The sequence below is a fragment of the Salinicoccus jeotgali genome, assembly GCF_055379195.1.
Genome location: NZ_AP043830.1, coordinates 1,068,399 through 1,088,416, shown reverse-complemented (window position 1 = coordinate 1,088,416; position 20,018 = coordinate 1,068,399). Strand labels below are relative to the sequence as shown.

Here is a 20,018-nt window from a genome sequence, read left to right as displayed (position 1 = left end):
TTTTCTTCTAGTACAAAAACTCACGTAAATTTTAAGTAAATGAAAACTGATATTTAAACAAGTTTCTAAAGAGAATATTCCCGTTATATAAAACTAAATTTGATTTAGATAAACTTTCCAAAAAACGGTCGTTTTATGAACTTTAAAATGTCGCATAATTTAGTTGTTACTTCATTGTAAATTTTAAAATTCAAACTTATGTTTATCATTTTTATATAAAAACTCCCTTTAAATTGAGTGGTAAAATCAACATTAAAGGGAGAATATAAACATTTCTTTTTGTGTTTTAATACTATTTATTATCTTCATCGAATAATATATATTTGTGTAAATTTTCTATTCTAGATCGATAAGGTTTGAACCCCAACTCTTTGATCCGTTTAATATCTGCTACAGAATGTTTGACATCTCCTCTCCGGGGTGATACGTAATTAAGAGGAATATCATAACCAAATTTATTTTTAAATATAAGATACATTTCATTAAGAGACATAGAAGTCCCTGTACCTAAATTATATATTTTTCCTGTTGTTTCTTCATTATCTAATACAATTAAGATTCCTCGTATTAAATCGTCAATATAAATAAAATCTCTAGTTTGATGACCATCTCCAAATATTTTAAATTCAGTTTTATTAATAAAACTTCTCTTTAAAATTGACAATACTCCTGAATAATCAGAATAAGGATTTTGTAACGGTCCATACACATTAAAAAAGCGTAATGATACAGTAGGAAGATTATATAAATCATGATATAATTTCATGTACTGCTCTGAAGTGAATTTTTGAATCGCATATGGAGAACGAATATCTATTTTAGATTCAAGAGATTTTGGCAATTGATCGTTTCTTCCATATACAGCTGCTGACGAAGCAAAAATTATTTTTTTTATATTATTGCTATACAAACGTATAGATTCTAAAAGATTTATAGTCGCATTTACGTTGACTTCATGAGATTTTAAAGGGTTGTCAACAGTCTCTACAACGCTCACTACTGCAGCTAAATGAATGACATAATCAAAATCATATGTTTTTATAAGTTGTTCTACAAATTGTTTATCCTCAAAATTTTCAATAAAAATTTGTTCTTTAGGTAAAAAAGATATATTAGATAATTTTCCAGTTGATAAATTGTCTAACACATATACTTTATTTCCTATTCCTGATAATTTTTTAGTCAAATGAGAACCGATAAATCCGGCTCCTCCAGTAATTAAAACCTTCATTTCTATCTCCTATTATTTGAATTTTTTTAAATCTTTTTTAATACGTGTAGTCGAAATATTAGGTGTTCTTGGAAGATATTTTACGTCGCAAAACTCTTTTAAATAATCATACGCACCCCTCCAATCGTCTCCCATTACAAATGTATGTACATTATATTTTTTAATATCATTTAACTTTTGCTCTTTATCTGATACTTCTGGAATGACTTCGTCAACAAAACGCAACGCTTCTAATAATTGATTTCTTTGTGAATAGTTATAATAAGCTTTTTTATTTTTTACTTTATTAAATTCATCTGTGGATAAACCTACAATTAAATAATCTCCTAACTCTTTTGCTCTTCTTAACAGATTTAAATGTCCTTTGTGAAGTAGATCATACGTACCATATGTGATGATAATTTTCATTATTGTTTCCTTTCTATTTCTAATAACACTGTAATTTGATATATTGTTATTAGGAGTGATTATTATGTTTTTTCAACTTAAAAAAAATGTAAGCGATGCGAATAAATTGCTAGAAACGAACCAATTAGTTACTTTAACTTGGGGAAATGTGAGTGAGATAGATAAAGATTTAAATGTCATTGGCATTAAACCTAGCGGTATCCCCTATTCACAATTAAAACCTGAACATATTGTAATCGTAAATTTAGATGGACAAATTATCGATGGCGATTTAAATCCATCTTCCGATTTGGAGACTCATCTTTATTTGTATAATAAATTTCCTACCATTAAGGGCATTACACATACACATTCATCGTATGCAACTTCTTTCGCACAATCTGGAATAAGTATTCCTCCACTCGGAACAACTCATGCAGATCATTTTTATGGCAGTATTCCAATCACAAGAAAATTATCAGATAATGAAATTCTTTATAACTATGAAAGAAACACAGGAAGAGTTATTTACGAAATATTTTCAGATTTGAATATAATGCCTCAAGATATACCGGGTGTCCTTGTTAATCAACACGGTCCATTTACTTGGGGAAAATCTGCCTTAGATTCACTTGAAAATGCTATTGCTTTGGAAGAAGTAGCAAAAATGACATTTAATGCAAAATTACTCTCTAATAATTTTGAGGCCATTAATCAAACTTTGTTAGATAAACATTTTCTCAGAAAAAATGGAGCACGTGCAACTTATGGACAAAATAATAATTCTAATATTTGATGTAACCAATAATTATTCTTATAGTTTTAGCTTTAAAAATAATTAAAAAGAGACTATAAAATATTATTGTAATGAATACACTACTTAAAAGTTTTAACAGCAACGCAAACATAAAATATTTATAAATAATATAAGCAATAGTACTAGAAATTAAAGAAGCAACGATTATTTTAATTAATTCACTTGTGATTTCTCTCGCATGTATATTTACATATTTTTTTATTTTAAAAAAAGAATATATAAATCCAATCATCGAAGCTAAAGAAGTCGCCAAAGATAACCCAAAAACACCAAGTATGTTTATGAGAATTAAATTTAATATTATATTAGATAAAACAGTAACTATACTGATTTTCATTACCATTTTTGTATCACCATTCGAGTAAAAAACGACATCTATTATTTCTTTATAACTATAAAAACATAACCCTAGGATATATCCAGTAAAGGCTAAAGAAGTTAAAGTAACAGATTTTTGTTCAAACGCACCGCGTTCAAAAATGGTACTCACTATATCTGCACTGTAGAAAACAGAAATAAAAGTTACTGGAATCATCACAGCAGATATTAAATATATAATTTTTATTAAGTGATTTTTAAGTTCTCTTTTTTCATTTTTTGCTACTAACTCAGTTGCGGTTGGATACCATACCGTAGCAATAGCTGTAGATACTATTCCATTGAAGACATTTACTAATCTTTGTCCATAGCTTAAACTAGATACTGCTCCAATTTCTAAAGTTGAAGATAACATTCGGTCAACTAAAGTATTCAGTTGTATGACTGCAGCATTAGTAATCGCTGCTGGAAAATTTTTAAAAATTTCAATAACATTTTTATTTTTTAAATCTAAATCTATTCTAAATTTATATCCCCAATTTAAGAATGGCAATACGATCAAAAATCTTAAAATACTGCCAAATACTAATGCATAGGCAAAAACCTTTACTCCATATTCATCGTAATAAAAAAATCCAAGTATAAATAGTGGAAGATATGATACAATTTCTCTGATTTTACTCGCGAAAAATTTTTTATGAGCTTCTAACATTGCTGAATAAATAGAAGCAATAATAATAAAAACATATTGAATAGACACGATTTGTAGCAAATCTGTAGTTAATAATTTAGTTTCATGATTAAATCCAGGAGCTACCATACCCACAATAATATCTGCGAAAAAAAATAGAACTACGGAAAATACTAATGATATTAAAATAAATAAATTGAGGATTTTATTGGCTAGAATATCTGCTTCTTTCACATTAATAGTAACACTTATTTTTTTGTATACGGGCAAAAAAACTGCCCATATTCCTAGGCTAAGCATGGGATATAAAATTAAGTGAACTCCATTCAAAGTGTTGAATGCATCTGCTTTATAAGAAGTCCCTAAGTAATAACTTATAACTAACTCAGATAGAAAAGCCATAAGTTTTGCTAGTATTGTCAGTGTAAATACCACCAAGAAACTAATTGTGATTTTTTTAAATTTCATTAAAGATCCTTAACCTAACGTTTTATAATTAATTTCATTTAAAATTATATTGGTATTGTAATTTATAGAATTTAATCCATTTAGTTTAACTTTTAAAATATTCTTATTTTTATTAATAGCATTTTGCATTTTTTCTAGTTGTTTCTCATTTGACGTTAAAGCATTTAACATATCATTCGAAGATAGATGATCGAAAATACTAGTTTTGTTCAAACGCTTTTGCATCCTTTCTATTGATATTCTTTTACCCACTTTTACTTCAATATTTATAATTGTCAAATGCATAGATATTTCATTCACTAGACTATCGAAATAAGCCCTATCTATCAACTCACCGTATTTAGTAGAAGACCATAATTTATGTAATATACCTGAATCGTAGATTATATAATCGACTTTCTCATATTCATTTTTAATTAATAAACCTATATAAAAATGTTCCATAGCATTTATTAAAAAACGAAAATTATGCCATGAATATTTTTTTTGCGCAATAAAAATATGAATAAAGGGTTTTGCATGATTAGGTTCTTTAAAGATATAAATTATTAACATCAAATATTTTATTATTTTATTCTTTCTTTTAAACCCTAAAATTTTAGTGATATCATCTGAATCTACGCAAAAGTTATTTTTTTTCATTGATGTATATAATGCTTTATATAACGCTGTTTTTCCAGAACCTGGATTCCCAGTAAATTCAATTACTTTCATTTCTATTCCCTTAACCTTTATTTTTTAAGTCATTAGTAATCATTTGTATAATTTGCTGTTCGCCTAATTGATCTGTATTTATTTTTTTTATATTTTTATTTTTTAAATATTTATAATCAAAAATCTTTTTCTTTCTTTTAAGTTCTATTATTGAGTATTCACTTTCAAACTCTGAAGGTTTTCTTTGGATAGAAGTATTAACATCACAATAAAAATAATAAATTAAGTGTGGCATAGGCATTAAAGAATATATAACCTTATCTAAAATCCTTTTAAATTTTCTAGCGTCTATAGGATTATATAATGGATGTCTATCATAAATAATTACTCCTTTTTTCCTCTCATTTTTTATAACACGGTACCATCGATCATAATAGAGTGACACTCCACTTAAAATTTTGAAAAATACGTTGTCCTTTTTTTTCTGCACAATATATTTTCTAAATTTTGTTTCAGCAGACTTATTTGCGCCCATATGCTGTATTTCAATTTTTTCATCCAACTTATTTTTTAATATATTTGCGATCGTTGACTTTCCAGTGCCATCTACACCGATAAAAGCTATTTTAATTTCTTTCAAAATAAATACCTCTCTTATTTATTTATAAAATTTCTTAAAGGAATCATCATCTGGTTTTTAATCCATAAAAAATGTTCACCATAAAATTTCTCTGAGTTAAATAAATATAGCAATAATAGAAATATTATATATATACCAAATGTGAACAAAATCTCTATCATAAATAACAAATTTAAAAAACTAGTAATTTTTTCCATAATAATTATTGATAAAAAAGCCATTAATATGGCATAAAATACTGGTTTATGTGCCAGTATTAATTTTTTAATTGAAATTTTTAAATTTTTTATAGTTAATATAGTCATTAACAAATAATTAATTAAGATTCCCAATAATACGCCAATACTAACACCTTCTATTCCCCAATTTTTCCCATACCAAGCTCCTACTAATATTAAAAAAGCGTAAATTATTTTTATCACAGAATATTGGTAAACTAAACCCAGTGCTTGTATATAAGAATCACTAATTCTATAACTCGTTCTAAACATTAACCCTATAATTAATATTTTAAAAATAGGTACGATAGATATCCAATTACTCCCATATATAGCATACACAATTTCTTCTGCTAAATAATACATAAGTATGCTGCTAGGAATAGTCAAAAAGGATATTAATGATAAGTTCATTTCATATATGTATGCTATTTTTTCTTTCTGAGTTTGCATTTTAGAAATAGCTGGAAATAATACTGCATCTATAATCTTAGTAAACAAATTGGCAGGAGCGACTAACAATTGATATGCTCTATCATATTGACCTAAAGTATATGCTCCAAATGATCGACTTACAACAAGTTTATCTAATTCCTTAGCTAATTGGTTAGCAGTCTTGCTAATTGTAAATCCACCCCCAAAAAAAATAAATTCTTTAAATTCTTTTTTATTAATTTGAAATTTTAAAGGATATGGTTTATATATATATAATAATATAGCTTTTAAAACATTTTGAATTATTAATGCCAACACCAATGCCCAATAATTAAAATGTAATAGAGCAAGTAAAATAGCTGAACTTGAATATAAAATAAATGTGATAATATCGATTTTTATAATAATTTTGAAATTCATATCTCTTTGAATCAAAGATTCTGAAATTGTAGAGAAACCCTTAGCTATAAAAATGATAGTAATTAATTTTAGTACTAAACTCGTTTCTTTTATATTCAATAAATCTGCTATAAAATCAGACATGAAAAATATAATAGAAGCACATGCCACACTAAAAATCAGAGTAATAGTAAACCCTGTTTTTATATGAGATTTAGTTATATGAGGACGTTGTATTAGTACAGGGCCAACTCCTATTAAAGAAAAAAGTTTTGCTAATGATATTACAACTCCTGCTGCTGAGACAATTCCGAAATCTTCCGGTTTCAATAAACGGACCAAAAGAAATAAAGATATAAATTGTAGAATAAATTGTGCGAATTTTCCAATAGTCATCCACATGATTCCTAGAAACGTTTTTTTCGGCCAAAGTATTATTCAATTATCTCACTAACTTTCGTAATAAACTTTTGCGTAAAAATCAACTTTTTTTCTTATTTCTCTATCTGCGCCACTCCAATTTTTATTTGGGTATATATAATCCAATCCATATAATTCAATTAAATGTTCGTGATAGTTTGCTGGAATTGGTAATTTTTTCTCGTACATCAAATGTTTATCTAATTCGAAATTATTTACTACATTTTCATAAACAATCAAACCACCATATTTTTTAATGCATTCGTTGGGACTCAAGTCTTTTGTAGTCATGTAGTCATAAAATATTATTTTATCGTTTTTCTTATATGCAAGAAATATATCTACCTGAGCAGTTTTATATTTAAAAGTTACTTCTATTAAAGTATTATCTAATAAGCGTGCTTCTTTTATTTTTTTAAATCCTGCATTAATTATCTTGTTTTCAATGTAATCGTCATATACCTCTCTAGGCATGGCTAAATCAATATCTGCATCATGTGATAAAATTTTATTTTCTCTAATAGCACCCAATAAAGTACCAAATTCTAACCAATATGTATAATTATTTTCTGTTAAAGTGGTTGTCATTTTTTCTAAAGCAGGCTTTGCATTACGTTTAAAAGCAGTCGATTGCATTAACAGATATGGCTTTAATAATAGTTTTTTTGCATATCTATAAACCCCTAATCGATAAAAAACATCTTTTATAAAATTTTCCACGTACTTACTCTCCTATTTTTTATTTAAAACATGTGTATAAAAATTAATTGTTTTTTTATACATCTTATCAAAAGTAAAATGTTCTAAGTATTTTTCATAAGATGAATCACCATATTTTTTTAATAATTTGTTATCATTAAGTAACATTTTAAGCGCATTTGAAATTTCTTCTACATTATTGTTTACAAGTAACCCTTGTTTTTTATTTTCTATCAACTCTTTGATTCCTCCCACATCTGAAGCGATTATTGGAAGTTTTGCTCTCATACCTTCTATAATACTAATCGGCAATCCTTCAGATTTACTAATTAATAACAAAACATCAGATTTTTCTAAATATGGAATCACATTATTTTTTTCTCCTGTAAATATGATTTTTTTATCTAAATCCAACTGTTTGGCATAGTCTTTAATAACATTCAAATTTGGTCCGTCTCCTACTAACGTTAATTCCCAATTATCAATCTCTATGTTCTTTAAAGCTGTTAGTAATAGGTGATGATCTTTAGGGTGAGCAAATCGTGAAACCATAATCAAATGTAATGTATCTCTTACGTCGTCGTTCCTGCAAAATCTCACATCTTCTATACCATTGTGGATGACTCGTGTCGCTTTTTTATTTATTATATTATGTTTTAATCCAATTAGATAATCATTGTATGAGACAGTGATAATCCCATTAGTTATTTTAGCAATATATTTCTCAAGGAATAAAAACAATTTTCTTTTAAAAAAATTGTTAAATGGAGAGAATGACCAACTATGTGCAGTGAATACCGTTGGAATATTTAAAGAATAAGCAGCTATTCTTCCTAAAATACCTGCTTTTGAAGAATGTATTGCAACCAAATCAGGAGCTAACACTCTAATTTTTTTTCTTATTTTATACAAAGAAGAAATGTCTTTAATTATATTAATGGGGGTTATTAAAGAAGAAATCGGTACATACTGAATCCCTTCTTTTTCAAGTTGAGTAACAATTTCAGAATTACCAGAACTCATAACAATCACTTCATGGCCCTCTTGATGCATTGCCTTAGATAGTTCTAACACATGATTTTGCGCACCACCACGTTCATTCATATGGGTAATGAATTGAATAATTTTCATATGATTTCATCCTTTATTTTTAATATTCATCCATGGAATCGCTAAGAGAAACCATAAATGCCTCCAATGCAGAGTGTCTACAAAAAAACTATTAAAAATTATCCCAATAATACATATCGTTACTAATTTATAAAATTCTCTATATTTTTCTGGTGCTTGTCTACTTATTACAAGACTCCGTAGGAGCGTGGTAATTAAAAATAATATAATGATAAGACCACCAATAAACCCATTTTCAGTAAATACTCTGATATATAAACTGTGTGTGGATTGTTTTAAAAACTCTTCTGACTGCCCAGGACCAAAGCCTAGAGGATATAATTCTAAGTAATCTATTGCTTTTTGTTGTTCGCTAAAACGATCTTCGTCGTATGTTTGAAGAGAAGTTCTACGATTAAATAGTTCTCCAGCTTCTGTATTATTTATTAAATAATTCAGAAAAGGGACTAAAATAGCAATCAAGATTATAATTAATTTTAATTTGTTTATGTATTTACTATTAACAAATAAAATAAAAAAAGTCATTACAATAACATAATTTCCCCATGCAGCTCTTGAAAAGCTGAGCAATACGCCAGTCGTTAATATAATATAAGTTAATATTAATATTATAGTTTTAAATATGGTTATATTTTTTTTCGAACTGCGCCAAAGGACATATCCTGCAGGGGGAATTAAAAAAGGACCAAAAACATTTGGATCCTTAAAAAAACTTTTTATACGTGCAGACCCATATAATAAAAAATCTAATGATTCAATTTTAGAAAAATAAGCAACAATTCCTATAACAGAAACAACTACTGCTGTAAGTGTGTATGCGTTAAATATTGTAAGTAAACTCCTGATATCTAAATACGATAAAATTCCTACATACCCTAACCACATAACTATGCAGTACATTGTAATCGAAAAAAACAGAAAGGCAGTAGAAATGTCTTTTATAAAAAATAAAGAAATTAAATTCGTGATTATATAAGAAACCATCAAAAAAATAGGTAAAAAATGAGAATCATAATATCGATATGTTCTAAAAACGCCGATTGTAAAATTAAGCTAGACACCTAAAAAGGGTCACGCGTGATACACTCAAAATGAGTTTTCCGACCAAAGAAAATCATAGGAGTGATCACGCATGACCTACACCCATATTACCACGGACGAGCTAGTAATCATAGAAGCCTATTTCCATCAAGAGACCCCGACTTCACAGATTGCGAAACGGATTGGGCGTGCCCGTCAGACGGTCCATAATGTCATCGCATATCTCAAGGACGGGCACACTGCGCTGGAGTATTATCGGCGCTATAAGGAAAACAAAAGCCGGTGTGGTAGAAAACGGATTGTTCTACCGACCGATCAGCAGAAACATGTTGAAAAGCAGGTGGCGCAAGGCTGGACACCGGATGTGATTGTCGGTCGGCAGGAGATGCCAATTGACTGCTCGGGCCGTACACTGTATCGAATGTTCAAACGAAAAACCTTTGATGTAGCCACACTGCCGATGCAAGGCAAGCGAAAACCAAATGGCCATCAGGAACGCCGGGGCAGACAGGCCTTCAGGCGAAACATCTCTGAAAGAACAACTGACTACCCGGCGTTCAATGAAGAATTCGGCCATCTCGAGGGAGATACCATCGTCGGTGTCCGCCACAAGAGTGCCGTCATCACGCTGGTTGAACGCCTGTCTAAGGTCATTATCACCTTGAAGCCTGAAGGCCGGACGGCACAGGCAATCGAGTCTGCCATCAATACGTGGTGTCAAGAGATGCCCAGAAACCTGTTCAAGTCCATCACTTTCGACTGTGGTAAGGAATTCTCCAACTGGCAATCGATGAGCAACCAGAACGATCTGTCCATCTACTTTGCCGACCCAGGGACACCGTCTCAACGGGGATTGAATGAACATTCCAATGGCCTGCTCAGAAAGGATGGACTGCCCAAAGACATGGATTTCAACACGGTCGATCAGATATTTGTCTCGTCTGTCGCTTCAAGAAGAAACCACATACCGAGAAAATCATTGAACTACCGGACACCATTGGAAGTCTTTTTGAGTTACATGGGTGAAAAGGAACTGTCTAGCTTATTTTGACAAACGAAAAAATTAAAGAAATTAGTAATAATAAAATAATTAATAAGTCATAAGGTGAAGGTTCTATAAAAACTATTGAACTAGCCAAAGTAATTAAAAACAAAAATGTGTTCATATATTTTTGTTTTGTATTATTTGTTTTCAACAAGACCTTCACCTCTTATAATTTTTTTATAAATTTTTATAGATTAATGATATTCTAACAAGAACAACTAAAACTAACCCAATTAGATAAGCTACGGCCGTGTTAAATAAGATATTCGGTGAGATTGGTTTAGCGTTTTTAGACACTCGTGCTTCTGTCATTATTTTTATATTATCTATCCCCATTACTTTAGGAATTTCTTCTTTTGCAGTTTCTGCATATAAGTTGACCATTTCAACAGCTTTTTTATGAGAATCAGATTCCATAACCAATCCAATGATTTGACTATTAGAATGGGTGATTACTTTTAACCCTTTTCTTAATTGACTTTCCTTGTACTCATTTTCACTATTTTCACTAGCCGTTTCTAGAACTTTTGAGCTTTTAATAATCCCCTCATATGTTGTAATTAATCTTAAATTTGTATCTACATCTAATGGATTTTCACTATCTTGTTGAACAGTGTTTACTAATAATTCGGCTTTAGATGAATATATTGGGGTAATATAATACTTACTGAAAAGAAAACCAATCGCTCCAAATAGTAGTGGAATAAAAATTAAGTATAGCCATCCTTTTTTAAGAGATCTCAGAATATCTTTTAGTTGAATTTCTTTTTCCATTTTAGTCACTCTCCTTAATAACTATCTTTACGCATTACCACTTTCCAAAATGTTTTAAATAAAATTTTAAAATCTAATGTAAAAGATACATTCTCTACATATGTATTATCCCACTTTATTTTCTCGCCATGTGTAATAGATGATCGTCCGTTAATTTGAGCAAGCCCTGATAAACCTGGTTTTACCTTTAGTCTGTTGTTTTGATTTTGGTTATAATACCGAGTAAATTCTGGCACTTCTGGTCTTGGTCCAATAAAACTCATATCTCCTTTTATAACATTAATTAATTGTGGAAGTTCATCTAAACTCGTTTTTCTTAAAAAATAACTTAATTTTGTTATTCCTTTAGGACTACTTGTTTCATATATAAAATCATCTGGTATTCCATTAGTCCACTCTCTATTTACATTGGGGTGATTATTGTGAGTTAAGGGCATACTCCTAAATTTCCACATATTAAATATTTTTCCATTTTTACCCACCCTTTTTTGTTTAAAGAAAATAGGCCAACCACTATCTAGAAAAATAAATATCCCGATAATTAAAAAAACAGGAGTCATTAGTACAATAAGTATTACACTAAAAATAATATCTAGTGCCGATTTAATTTGTAAATATTTCAATTTCATTGCCTTCCCTACATATTTTTTAACTTTACTTAATATGCCATCTTCGGTGTTAACTGTCAACTTTTAAATTCTTTCAACTAATAAAATGCTTATTAGACAAAAATTTAAATAAAGCAGAAAATGATTATTATCAACTGCCTTTATTTAATGAGGAATTTAAAATTTTTGATAAGAAAAAATTAAAAAAACTTTAAAGTTATATAAAGCATACTTTAATAGAGCCTAATATTAATTTATTAAGTTTACAGCTGTTTGATATTTTTGAGAATACTCTCTCTGTATCCTAGTTAATTATTTTTAATTTTTAAAAATGTTCACTTACAAGAAAAGATACTACTCGTTATTTAAAATAAACTTTTGCTTGTGAAGATTTTTTTGCGATAATTACTGTTGTCATGATATCATTCTCTTTCCATTCAAATAAAAAAGAGGATAAAATAATGACTTCTATCCTCGTCGTTTCTTATTGTTTGTCTTCTTTATTCATATTCCATGTCACGGTGGCGTCGTAACTGACTTTTTCTTTATATTTGGTAACAAGTGTCCCCACTTGTGTTGTGTTTAATAACGTTTGGTCTTCTTTTAAAAAGGGGTTATGGTAGTATTATGCTTCAAATGCGTCTCGCGTTTTAATCGAGTACGTTCCTGCGTTGTGATGAATGAATACATAATCATTCACATTTTCTTCACTATACTTCTCGCTAAACGTTTATAATGTACTAGAAAACTTACTGACTTCTTCTTTGATTCCTAACATAGTAACATATTTTTGTGTGGGATTTTCTATTTATTCTTGAACCTCTTGATTTAAATAAGTATTCTCATGAACGTGTTTGGAATTAAATGCTTCAATGCGTGCACTCTGTAACTCATTTTGACTAATATATTCTATTTGAACATCAACACCGTGAATTAATTGTTCACTCGTTTTTTTTATGTTTCCAAATGCTTTTTATAACTTTTCGGGGTTCGCTTCTAGTAAATGATTGATCCACTGATTTACATAATCGAGCGAATAGTAAGACGATACGACATGCGCTATCATTTCTGCTTCCATCTCCTTAATATGAATGGAAGAATAGGTATCTACGCCATGAAGATGGTAATGTGCTAACTCATGAAAAGTCACTCTTATTTTTTCCGTTTCTGTAGCATTATCTATTGACACATATTATCTATACGTATAGTTTCCGTAAAATTTTTAATAAGTTAATATAACGGTCGATTTTTATACACTAATTTTTTTGTACTTTATTGAGTATTAGAATTAATAATAAATTATTAATGGAGGTTTGTTATGTGGGATATTATACAATGGTATGTCAACAGTATTCTAGACAGTTTATATAGAGTTCTTTCTTATACTCCTTCGGTGTCATATAACCTAGCGCACCATGTGGTCTAATATTGTTATACCAATTTACATAATCAAATAGTTCAATTTTCAACTGTTGTAGAGATTTAAAATTATATTGTCTGATGAATTCAGTTTTCATCGCTTTAAATGTCGTTTCAGCAACAGCATTGTCATAAGGACAGCCTTTCATACTCAGTGATCTTTGTATGCCAAATGTATCAAGCACGTCATCAATCAGATAATTATCAAACTCTTTTCCACGGTCTGTATGGAACATTTGAACTTGTCTTAAATCATGCTTAATGGCACTCAGCGCTGCTGACACGAGATGGCTATCTTTTTTCGGACCTGTACTATGTCCGACAATCTCACGATTAAATAGATCAATAAATACACATATGTAATGCCACTTTCCAGATACTTTTACATAGGTCAAATCACTGACGAGCACCTCCATTGGTGCCTTTCTAATGAAATTTCTACCGAGATTATTCATGATATTCCGCTCATTTGATGGTGATGGATAAGTTCTATATTTCAATGAAGTATAAGACGATACCAATCTTTCTGATTTCATAATACGACCGATACGTCTTCGAGAGACTTTGAGTCCAAGTTTGTTTAACTCATATTTAATTCTACGGGTTCCAAAACACTGACGATTCATATTAAATATTTCAACTACTTTATGACTGATGATATCGTCTGAATCATCAACAGTCTGTTTGCTCAGCTCATAATAATAGGTGCTTCTTGGGATTTTTAGGACTTTACACATTGCTGATACTGAATATTTCTTGGCATTCTCACGAATGACATCTATTTTCGTCCCATGATCAGCGCTGCTTGCTTTAAAATGTCATTTTCCATCTTAAGTTGCTGGTTTTCTTTCCGAAGCATTCTCATTTCTCTTTCCTCATCTGATAAGTTATCTAAATGATTGAAAGAGCCTGTCGCCTGATGATTTTTGACCCACTTATCCAATGATGAAGGGGTTAGATCATATTCCCGTACAATTTCGGACTTTGGTTTACCATTTTCAAATAATCGCACGATCTGTAGTTTAAACTCTGGGGTAAAGGTTCTTCTTGTTCTTGTCATAAAAAAATCGCCTACTTTTTTGATTTAACAATAGCCTCCCTCATAGGAGTTGTCCAATCAAGTGTAGACGATCCAGTAGTATGTCTAATAAATAAAGGTTCCTTCATTTTTAGACCCGTTAAATAGCGACAACGTTCTTTTAATTCCTCTATTTCTTCATTCATTTTGCCTGTTGAAGAAGGAAAATTCCCCCAAAGTCCGACTTCTCTAAGTAAGTCGTTTTTCATAACACCTGAAATTAAATGAAAATACAATGTGTTAAAGTATTTCCTATCTCCAGATTTTAACAATCTTTGAAAACCTTCAAGAATTTCAACTTCTGTAGTGTCTTTGTTATAGGTGTTTGCGGAGGTTAATGCAAGTAATTTAGTATTTTCATCTATATCTAATTCAAAATACCATTTATTTTGATTAGCAATGATCTTAATTGCTTCTAAAAGTTGTAATGGGCTTTCAAGTGTAATACTATATTTAGCTGGTAAGCCACCTTTTTTAACACTCCATCCAGGGTTAATAATCAAAACTTTTTTCGGCGCTGTTAAATAAAGGTCTTCATCACTGCTACCTATGAAAATGATGTTCTTTGCATCATCTTTATCTACAGTAGTCTTGAAATCATTTCTAAATAAACAGGTAATTTCGAAGTTGAATTTCTCTTTAAATATGGATTTCATTCTTTCTAAACTATGATAGCTATGGGACAACATTACAATTGTATGGCCTTCATTATTTAATTGGCTTAAGAATTCATTTATTTCAGCATACATAATAAAATCTTCATCAAAAACTGTTAACCTTGTAAGTACTATAATTTTAGACAAAAGAATTAACCCCTTTATAAACTTTTATTATTCTATAGGTAAATTATGAATTCCGGTATAAATTTTTGCACTATCGCTAGAAAGTATTTTCCTTACTCCTGTAGAATTATTGTTAAAACAGAAGATTGGCTTTTTTTGTTTGTAAGCAAATCGAGCAGTGTGCATTGTTCCACTTTTTTCTGAACACTCAGCTATTATAACTGCATTACTTAAACCTGATACTATTCTATTTCTATTAATATAATTGGTTTTCTTAAAATCATTCTTATAATATTCACTTATTAATAAACCACCTGTATTAATTATTTTTTGAGCGAAGTGCTGGTGACTTTTAGGGGTTACTTCGTTAATAGGACTTGGAAGTACTGCCACTGCTATACCCTCATTATCTAAAGTAGTTTTGTGAGCTTGTATGTCTGTTCCCAAAGCTAGTCCACTTACTATGATAATTTTAGATTTCACCATTTCTGTAACTGTCAGTTCTATTTCATTCAGAGTATTCTCCGTGGGTTTCCTAGTACCAACTATCGAGCATGAGTAATAATCTTCAAGTAATTCAAGTTGTCCTTTATAAAAGAGAAAAAACGGGGGATGTGGGATAGACTTTAACTTACTCGGATAACTGTTCTCATAAAAATAAATGTATTTTATGTTTTCTTTTGCAAACTCTTGCAGTTTTTCCTCGATATGCATGGTACTTTCTTTGAGATTCTTTGAAGTGATTAGTTCAATTTCTTTATTTGAGAAAATCCCCAAAGAAAATTGCAACTCCAAATATTCTCCTTTTAATAATTCGTTTAATTGAGCTTCACTCGCTTCTTTATGTAACATACTAAGTGTCCACAAAGAGAAACCTAAATCGTAGAGTATAAAAAAAATCTTTTTAATATTCATATTCCATCCTTTATACCTATGACATTTTATTATAAAATATAACTTTTTCTTCCTAAGCCTTTATCATACCAAAAAAATTCGACAAATGTTTTTTATTAAATAATCTTAAATCTAAACCCTTCTTAATAGATCAACATAAACTTTCTTAAACATATAAAAATAATTTAAGAAAGTTTTTCATTTATAATTAGAAAATAATTTCTGATTATAAAATTTGTAGATGTGTTTTCTCTCTTAAATTTTTGATTGATTAGAGTAGACCCTAATTAGACAGTGTGGCGTTGTCTCCACTGCTAGGTTCTAAATGTATGACTAGGGTGTATTTTAATTACACCTTCGATTGAAAATTAAACTGGAAACCTAAAATGTCACATAAAACACCCCCAAAGTGAGTTCTCCAACAAAGAGACTCATTTGGGGGTATTATGAATAATATACGTTTATATTCCAGCAAAAGAAATACAAATTATAGGCCAAGTTCGGTAAATCCAGGATGGTCATCGGGTCGTCTACCAAGCGGCCAATAAAATTTTCGTTCTGATTCGCTGATCGGCAGATCGTTGATGGATGCAAAGCGTTGCTTCATCAAGCCATCTGAAGAAAACTCCCAATTCTCATTTCCGTATGATCGGAACCAATTCCCGTTATCGTCATGCCACTCATATGCAAACCGTACTGCAAGGCGGTCTTCGGTAAATGACCAAAGTTCCTTAATCAATCGATAGTCGAGCTCCTTAGCCCATTTTCTTTCGAGAAACTCTACGATTTCTGAACGGCCAGTTGGGAATTCGGCGCGGTTCCGCCAGCGGCTATCCTCTGTGTAAGACAAGGATACTTTATGCGGGTCACGACTGTTCCAACTATCTTCGGCCATACGGACTTTCTGCACGGCAGTTTCTTGCGTGAATGGAGGGACAAGTTTACTCATTATATCTCCTCATTTCTGAACTGTTTACTTCAGCATATACAGATTTTTCTATATATTCAAGTAATATAAAGTTAGTAATAACTTTAAGTTAGCCATTAAGTTTACACATATTCTAAAGGAGCAGCTTGCTTCGTTTACTGTTGCCTGTAGATCTCCTCAATTTCTTCAAATTTCTTCATCATGCTATAGCTGTCCACTTGATGGTTTTTGATATCCTCATACATCAATATCTTCCCCGCCAAGAAAATGGCATCGATGTCGAGGATATGTTCAAAATTTTCCAATGGATTCTGGTTGAGTAATATGTAGCCATCGTCTTCCCCTACAATCTTTTTGGCTTCAATTGTCGCCTTCCTCAATATTTCAAAATCAGCCAAGCTAAAGTCCTTAAATTCATTCAGCTCTTCAATCATACTAAGCCCGGGATACACCCACGTACCTGCAGGTGCATCGGTGCCGATATATACTTCCCCGCCCCTTTCAAGATACTTACCTGTAACCCGCTTCACTTGTTCATACTCCCATTTTTGGCGTTTCTTGAACGCTTCACTAAGCTGCGCATCAATGGTTTCGAACTGAGTATTTATAGATAATTGCTCATCCGCTTCAACCAGCTTCATCTGCTTGGATGACACCAATTCAGGCGGGTTGAATGTACACCCTTCTGCCAAGTGCCGGTACAGTGTCAATGTGGGCACCAACTTCACTTCATGTTCAAGAAGGTACGACAATAAATTATTCAGCCTATCAGTATCTATTGGCTTGCTCGTAATCGTATCAAACGCTTCGTCTGAAAGTTGGCTGTGATAGCCGGGAAAAAGGTGTTGGACGATGCTCGATGCATGTTCGAGCCACTTTACCCCATACTCTGTTGCCTTCATTGCATCGATGACCTTGGAATGCAGCAGATCAGCCGCAACCTCGAGTCCAAGTGTGCCTCCCCTTTTCACTACAGCACCCAAGACATCTTCCTGGATATGGCCATACACTTTGATGAACTTCGCATCTTGGTTATACAGCTCCTCGACAGCCTCCATTGCTGTATCGATGTCATTGGTGGAGACATTGCCAAAGGAAGTCGGCCCCCACAGCCCAGGTTCACCATCGATGAAGCGATAAGTCGCGTATACATGCGGTGCGATATCATCCATCATCTGGATAAGTTCATAGTTGCCACCGGTATTTCTTACTGAGGTCACACCACTTGCCAAATAATGCTTCGCACTGACTGGTGTAATGTGAGTATGCATATCCACCAGACCAGGCATCAGATATTTTCCTGTACCATCTACTTCCCTCTCCTCATCTGATTGGAATGTCACATCCTTGACTTCAATGCTTCCTTTATCCAGATCGATCCAGTTGACGTGCTTTACTTTAATCATAGACACTGCTCCCCTTTGTTTATGTGGACGCCCTAGTTTTGTGTATTATTTACATGGTTACAGGCGTGATGCATTTGGACTATACCACTGTGAGTCTCTGGCTGATTTATATACTATTTTATCTTGCAAGACGGCTTACAGTTTCAATTTACTCCCATCAATAGTACCGCAAGGCAAAAAGAAGAAAGCGCGATAATAAATATAGCTTGCTCCAAAATTTACCTCCCCCTTTCTAAATATCTGGTACACTATCAGTATAACAATATATCTAAACATTTAGATATCTAGCAAAGTAGGCCTATTGCCTCACACTATACTTTTCAAAAGAAGAACAAGAGACTTGTCCAAAATGTAAGTGGGAATTATGAAATTGAAAGTACGGTTATATCATATTCATTTTGTTATATTTTCAATTTAAGTGATGACATCTGAGAAAAACTTTAGTAGAAGGGGGTAAGTCATGAAAAAGGTTTTATCCATTTCATTAGGAATCATTAACACAATAACCTTTGCGATTGGATTAGGCTTCTTATTTGGTGATGATCAAAATTCCAAAATAAAATAATTAAAATAGAATGAGAGGGAGTAAGCGAAATGCAAATAGAATTATCTGGATTAGTGGTAAGTATGCTTATTTTGGCAGTCGGATTGGGTTTTATGGGATATTTTATTGGGGATGGCCTCAAAAATATGGGTAAGCCTGATAGCGAACATCCCGCCACCAATTTTATAAAGAAAGAAGATTTGCCAATATACTTCAGTTTAGATAAAGAAGAAATTGATGACTTATTAGATAAGCATCCAAATGCTCCTAAAATAATATTAAACGGCACAACGTATTATCCATATAAACAATTTTTATATTGGCTCTCTTCAGCCGAAATATATAAATCGTCAAACGGGCATCAAATGGATAACGAATGACTCTAGGCTACTATATTAAATCTGCTGAAAGGTAATTAACATGAAAGAAAGACCAAAAATCGACATACCTAAGACTTTGACTGAAAAGACCGCAAATGTCATAGGCTACACTATTTTCATCGGAGCCCTAATCTATGTAATCATCACCTTCCCATCCCTACCTGCAGAAGTACCCGCTCACTTTGGAGCAGATGGTGAGGTGGATAGATATGGATCGAAGTATGAAATAATTGTCCTCATCGTCATACCACTGCTCTTGATACCGGGACTCAAGGCGTTGGAGCGGTTTCCGGAAATGCATAATTATCCAAAACGTATGGACGCCTCTAATGTCAGGGAGTTCTATTTGAACAGCAGAATATTACTCAATTTAACATCAAATGGGACGTTGATTGTATTTGCAGTTCTATATGTCGAAATTACCAACCACGGGCTTACTGGCTCATCTACATTCGGCGTACTTCTGATGCCGTTGATTCTTTTGCTTATACTGGGACCGATAGCTTGGAAATTGGTTGAACGTAGCAGAATAAAATAGTTGATGGTTAAAAGACATCATAATGGTAAAGGAGTCGAGAACTTTTCCCGACTCCTCTATACGTCTGGTAGCC

The 20,018-nt window shown here is 31.5% G+C and carries 20 protein-coding genes; 4 read left to right on the top strand and 16 right to left on the bottom strand.

The features are described 5' to 3' along the window. Positions 1 to 292: 292 nt before the first annotated feature. Positions 293 to 1,231, bottom strand: a complete 939-nt coding sequence (locus ACZ43I_RS05440) for an NAD-dependent epimerase/dehydratase family protein (RefSeq protein ID WP_344702047.1) — start codon at positions 1,229 to 1,231, stop codon at positions 293 to 295. Between the two features lie 12 nt (positions 1,232 to 1,243). Next, positions 1,244 to 1,639, bottom strand: a complete 396-nt coding sequence (gene tagD, locus ACZ43I_RS05435; RefSeq protein ID WP_344702045.1) for a glycerol-3-phosphate cytidylyltransferase — start codon at positions 1,637 to 1,639, stop codon at positions 1,244 to 1,246. Between the two features lie 64 nt (positions 1,640 to 1,703). Here tagD and araD point away from each other — a divergent pair, with 64 nt between their 5' ends. After that, a complete protein-coding gene (araD, locus tag ACZ43I_RS05430; protein WP_188349277.1) occupies positions 1,704 to 2,414 on the top strand; it encodes an L-ribulose-5-phosphate 4-epimerase AraD in 711 nt (236 codons plus the stop codon). Here araD and murJ read toward each other — a convergent pair. Genes murJ through ACZ43I_RS05395 form a run of 7 tightly spaced genes read right to left on the bottom strand, consistent with a single transcriptional unit; the run spans position 2,404 to position 9,393 of the window. After that, a complete protein-coding gene (murJ, locus tag ACZ43I_RS05425) occupies positions 2,404 to 3,912 on the bottom strand; it encodes a murein biosynthesis integral membrane protein MurJ (RefSeq protein WP_344702043.1) in 1,509 nt (502 codons plus the stop codon). The two genes, araD and murJ, sit on opposite strands and share 11 nt — an antisense overlap. A gap of 9 nt (positions 3,913 to 3,921) precedes the next feature. Then, the gene (locus tag ACZ43I_RS05420) at positions 3,922 to 4,626 is read right to left on the bottom strand and encodes a P-loop NTPase family protein (protein WP_344702041.1); all 705 of its coding nucleotides are present in this window, start codon (positions 4,624 to 4,626) and stop codon (positions 3,922 to 3,924) included. Positions 4,627 to 4,636: 10 nt separating this feature from the next. Next, positions 4,637 to 5,206 carry a nucleoside/nucleotide kinase family protein gene (locus tag ACZ43I_RS05415; RefSeq protein WP_344702039.1) on the bottom strand — a complete coding sequence of 190 codons (570 nt, stop codon included), beginning with the start codon at positions 5,204 to 5,206 and terminating at the stop codon, positions 4,637 to 4,639. Between the two features lie 14 nt (positions 5,207 to 5,220). Further along, positions 5,221 to 6,654, bottom strand: coding sequence for a lipopolysaccharide biosynthesis protein (locus ACZ43I_RS05410; protein WP_188349281.1), 1,434 nt, complete (start codon positions 6,652 to 6,654; stop codon positions 5,221 to 5,223). Positions 6,655 to 6,708: 54 nt separating this feature from the next. Then, on the bottom strand, positions 6,709 to 7,398 hold the full coding sequence (locus ACZ43I_RS05405) for a LicD family protein (RefSeq protein ID WP_344702033.1): 690 nt from the start codon (positions 7,396 to 7,398) through the stop codon (positions 6,709 to 6,711). Positions 7,399 to 7,410: 12 nt separating this feature from the next. Beyond that, positions 7,411 to 8,508 carry a glycosyltransferase family 4 protein gene (locus ACZ43I_RS05400; protein ID WP_186088628.1) on the bottom strand — a complete coding sequence of 366 codons (1,098 nt, stop codon included), beginning with the start codon at positions 8,506 to 8,508 and terminating at the stop codon, positions 7,411 to 7,413. Between the two features lie 6 nt (positions 8,509 to 8,514). After that, a complete protein-coding gene (locus ACZ43I_RS05395; RefSeq protein WP_464761749.1) occupies positions 8,515 to 9,393 on the bottom strand; it encodes an O-antigen ligase family protein in 879 nt (292 codons plus the stop codon). Positions 9,394 to 9,640: 247 nt separating this feature from the next. Between ACZ43I_RS05395 and ACZ43I_RS05390 the strand changes: the two genes are divergently transcribed. Continuing rightward, complete coding sequence (locus tag ACZ43I_RS05390) at positions 9,641 to 10,600, top strand: IS30 family transposase (protein WP_380710055.1); 960 nt, start codon at positions 9,641 to 9,643, stop codon at positions 10,598 to 10,600. A 171-nt stretch (positions 10,601 to 10,771) separates the two neighbouring features. Here the strand turns inward: ACZ43I_RS05390 and ACZ43I_RS05385 are convergent, their stop codons facing one another. From ACZ43I_RS05385 to ACZ43I_RS05355, 7 genes are all read right to left on the bottom strand, one after another. Beyond that, positions 10,772 to 11,368: a YveK family protein gene (locus ACZ43I_RS05385; protein ID WP_344703147.1), complete on the bottom strand. Its 597-nt coding sequence runs from the start codon at positions 11,366 to 11,368 to the stop codon at positions 10,772 to 10,774. A gap of 14 nt (positions 11,369 to 11,382) precedes the next feature. Further along, entirely contained in the window at positions 11,383 to 11,997 is a 615-nt protein-coding gene (locus ACZ43I_RS05380) for a sugar transferase (protein ID WP_344703149.1), read from the bottom strand. A 1,322-nt stretch (positions 11,998 to 13,319) separates the two neighbouring features. Further along, a protein-coding gene (locus ACZ43I_RS05375) for an IS3 family transposase (RefSeq protein WP_344703116.1) occupies positions 13,320 to 14,455 on the bottom strand; the annotation gives its coding sequence in 2 pieces (ribosomal slippage) (positions 13,320 to 14,209 and positions 14,209 to 14,455; 1,137 coding nt in all). Positions 14,456 to 14,466: 11 nt separating this feature from the next. After that, entirely contained in the window at positions 14,467 to 15,276 is an 810-nt protein-coding gene (locus tag ACZ43I_RS05370; protein WP_344703314.1) for a hypothetical protein, read from the bottom strand. Positions 15,277 to 15,303: 27 nt separating this feature from the next. After that, on the bottom strand, positions 15,304 to 16,170 hold the full coding sequence (locus ACZ43I_RS05365) for a DNA-processing protein DprA (protein ID WP_344703313.1): 867 nt from the start codon (positions 16,168 to 16,170) through the stop codon (positions 15,304 to 15,306). Positions 16,171 to 16,636: 466 nt separating this feature from the next. Beyond that, positions 16,637 to 17,098: a nuclear transport factor 2 family protein gene (locus ACZ43I_RS05360; RefSeq protein WP_344703312.1), complete on the bottom strand. Its 462-nt coding sequence runs from the start codon at positions 17,096 to 17,098 to the stop codon at positions 16,637 to 16,639. A gap of 134 nt (positions 17,099 to 17,232) precedes the next feature. Then, a complete protein-coding gene (locus ACZ43I_RS05355) occupies positions 17,233 to 18,483 on the bottom strand; it encodes an amidohydrolase family protein (RefSeq protein WP_344703311.1) in 1,251 nt (416 codons plus the stop codon). A 594-nt stretch (positions 18,484 to 19,077) separates the two neighbouring features. On the opposite strand from ACZ43I_RS05355, the gene ACZ43I_RS05350 reads away from it, so the two are divergent. Both ACZ43I_RS05350 and ACZ43I_RS05345 read left to right on the top strand, forming a co-directional pair. Next, a complete protein-coding gene (locus tag ACZ43I_RS05350; RefSeq protein WP_344703310.1) occupies positions 19,078 to 19,407 on the top strand; it encodes a DNA-binding protein in 330 nt (109 codons plus the stop codon). A 40-nt stretch (positions 19,408 to 19,447) separates the two neighbouring features. After that, a complete protein-coding gene (locus ACZ43I_RS05345; protein WP_344703308.1) occupies positions 19,448 to 19,945 on the top strand; it encodes a DUF1648 domain-containing protein in 498 nt (165 codons plus the stop codon). Positions 19,946 to 20,018: the final 73 nt, after the last annotated feature.